The sequence below is a fragment of the Capnocytophaga sp. oral taxon 329 str. F0087 genome (assembly GCF_000213295.2).
GTDB lineage: Bacteria > Bacteroidota > Bacteroidia > Flavobacteriales > Flavobacteriaceae > Capnocytophaga > Capnocytophaga leadbetteri_A.
Genome location: NZ_KN390060.1, coordinates 3,255 through 6,062, shown reverse-complemented (window position 1 = coordinate 6,062; position 2,808 = coordinate 3,255). Strand labels below are relative to the sequence as shown.

Below are 2,808 nucleotides of genomic sequence, written 5' to 3'. Positions count from 1 at the left end.
CTTAAAAGACCTCGAAGACGCAGCCTTCACTTTCCAAGGTGTGAAGAAAGCTTATGCTATACAAGCTGGTAGAGAGTTACGCGTAATAGTAGAAAGCGAAAAAGTAACTGATGATAAAGCGGCAGAACTATCATTTAACCTATCGCAAAAGATACAAACTGATATGACCTACCCAGGACAGGTGAAAGTAACCGTTATCCGCGAAACGAGGGCAGTAAATATCGCCAAGTAATACCCCTTTTATGATACTACAACAATATCTATATCAGATTATTGCTACGGTAATAGCTATCGTAGTATTTGTAGTATTGCGTTATTTGGTAAATTCTATTATTGGAAAATTCGGAAGAAAAGCAGACTTTGGTGAGAGCCGTACTCAATTGGTAAAAAAGTACATCGACTATTTTATCTATGCCTTGGCGGTGCTTACCTTAGTCTCTATATGGGGTATTAAACCAGAGCAAATATTTCTCTTCGTATCGTCTGTACTTACGGTGATAGGTGTGGCATTTTTTGCTCAATGGTCTATATTGAGCAATATCACTGCAGGAATTATAATATTTTTCTCTTCCCCTTTCAGAATAGGTAACACTATTAGATTCGTAGATAAAGAATTCCCTATAGAAGCTAAAATTATAGATATCAGATCTTTCTATACCCTACTAAAAACAGCTAAAGGCGAAGAGATAACCCTACCCAACAATCTCTTGCTGCAAAAAGGAATTATTATCATAACACAACAATCGTAACTACTCTCCTACCTACCTTTTTAAACAAAACTCTAAAACTATTTGATATGTCCTTAACCAAAATGATTAGAAAACCGTCCCTTATAGTAATAGCTATACTCATAGCCTCTTTACTATATGCTTTCTTACCTTACCCTGCAGAAACTAACAAAGGCCTAGCTCTTTTAGCTTTCGTAGCTATCTTGTGGCTTACTGAAGCTATACACATCACTATTACAGCACTTTCAATACCCGTAATAGCGATACTATTAGGCTTAGAAACTACTAAATCTGCTTTGCAAGCCTTTGCCAACCCTACTATCTTCTTGTTTTTTGGGGGCTTTGCCATTGCCACAGCACTAAGTGTGCAACAACTCGACAAATACATCGCTTATAAGGTGATAGCCTTAGCTCGAGGCAACTTTATGGTTGCAGTCTTTTTACTATTATTAGTTACCGCTCTCCTATCAATGGGTATTAGCAATACTGCTACTGCTGCTATGATTATCCCTTTGGCCATCGGGATGCTCAAAAATATAGACTACAAAAGTAATAAAGGTACTTATGCCTTTGTTATATTAGGTATAGCCTATAGTGCAAGTATAGGTGGTATGGGCACCTTGGTGGGTAGTCCACCGAATGCTATTGTGGCCTCACAACTTAAAATCAGTTTTTCTGAATGGTTGCAATATGGTATGCCTACCGTATTAGGCTTAATGCCCTTAATGTTGGGTACTATGTACCTCATATTCCGCCCTAAACTAAATATCAAAATAACACCAGAGGTAACAACTGATAAACTTAACAGCAAGCAGTATATCACTATTCTTATTTTTGCTGTCACGGCACTATGCTGGATATTTGGTGATACCCTAAATGTACAACTGTCTTCTTTATTAGGCATCAGCAAGATAGGTGATTTTGACGCTGTAATAGCTATGATAGCCGCTATAGCTGTATGTATAACCGGAGTGGCTGAATGGAAGCAAATACAAGAAAATACCGATTGGGGAGTGCTAATGCTCTTTGGTGGAGGGCTCTCTTTAAGCCTTATCCTAACCCAATCAGGGGCAAGTAAGGCATTAGTAGACTCTATTCAGTTTCTGATAGCAGGACAAAGCCATTTTGTGATTGGGCTTTTAGTAGCTACTTTTATTATCTTCCTTACCGAATTTACATCAAATACTGCTAGTGCTGCTCTGTTAGTGCCTATATTTATATCGGTAGCTGAAAGTTTAGGAGTGAATCCTTTAGGGCTTTCGCTCATCATAGGATTGGGTGCCTCTTGTGCCTTTATGCTGCCTGTGGCTACCCCTCCTAATGCTATTGCTTTTGGTACGGGAATGGTAAGCCAACGCGATATGATAAAAGCAGGATTTGTACTCAATATTCTTTCTATTATCTTTATCTCGATAATAGCTTATTTCTTCTGGGGAGGAATTAATTAACAAAAATACTAATATAAAAATAAAACGGCTGTACTCTATGGAGTACAGCCGTTTTGTTTGTATATTATAATTATCTACCAGCCTGGGTTTTGTTGCCAGTTGGCTCTGCCTCTTTCGTAAAGGATATCACTTGGAGGAAGTGGCCAAACCATCTTATAATTGGCTGCTGGAATATTCAGTTGATGATATTGGTCAGCGGGATCTGATACTATGGCATTCAGATTTTGAGGAGTACCACGTACTACCCCTAAATTCCAACGCTTGATGTCTGCCATACGGAAGCCCTCGAAAGCAAGTTCGCGGTTACGCTCATTTTGTATCTCTGCCCAAAGGTCGGTATAGGTGACTCTGCCAATGCCTCGCGCTGCACGCAACCTATCCAAATAGATTTTAGCATTGGTTTGATCGTTGTTTTTATAAGCGGCTTCGGCTGCTATTAAGTATATCTCGGCAATACGAAATACTTTAGGACGGTGCATATAAGTAGACGAAGTACCTGATGTTTGCTTTAGAAGAGGATTGTCAGGGTATTTATTTACCAAATACAAATCGGTGAAAGTAACACTACCATAATTAGCAAAAAGCTTTTTGATGTAAATAGACTTACGATAATCGCTGTTATTATACAAATC

3 protein-coding genes and 1 pseudogene are annotated in these 2,808 nt (G+C 38.6%); 3 read left to right on the top strand and 1 reads right to left on the bottom strand.

The annotated features are described in order from the left end of the window. The 3 genes and pseudogenes from HMPREF9074_RS10855 to HMPREF9074_RS10845 form a co-directional block, all read left to right on the top strand. Positions 1-232 (top strand): annotated as a pseudogene (locus HMPREF9074_RS10855) (ribonuclease Y); the annotation flags it as partial. Positions 233-242: 10 nt separating this feature from the next. Beyond that, positions 243-749, top strand: coding sequence for a mechanosensitive ion channel domain-containing protein (locus tag HMPREF9074_RS10850; RefSeq protein WP_009390951.1), 507 nt, complete (start codon positions 243-245; stop codon positions 747-749). Between the two features lie 47 nt (positions 750-796). Beyond that, complete coding sequence (locus HMPREF9074_RS10845) at positions 797-2,176, top strand: SLC13 family permease (protein WP_009390950.1); 1,380 nt, start codon at positions 797-799, stop codon at positions 2,174-2,176. A 74-nt stretch (positions 2,177-2,250) separates the two neighbouring features. Here HMPREF9074_RS10845 and HMPREF9074_RS10840 read toward each other — a convergent pair. After that, positions 2,251-2,808 (bottom strand): RagB/SusD family nutrient uptake outer membrane protein (locus tag HMPREF9074_RS10840; protein WP_034540769.1); only part of this gene is annotated, 558 nt, incomplete at its 5' end.

Coding starts and splice junctions, on each gene's coding strand:
- HMPREF9074_RS10850 (WP_009390951.1), top strand. CDS start 243: ATGATACTACAACAATATCTATATCAGATTATTGCTACGGTAATAGCT.
- HMPREF9074_RS10845 (WP_009390950.1), top strand. CDS start 797: ATGTCCTTAACCAAAATGATTAGAAAACCGTCCCTTATAGTAATAGCT.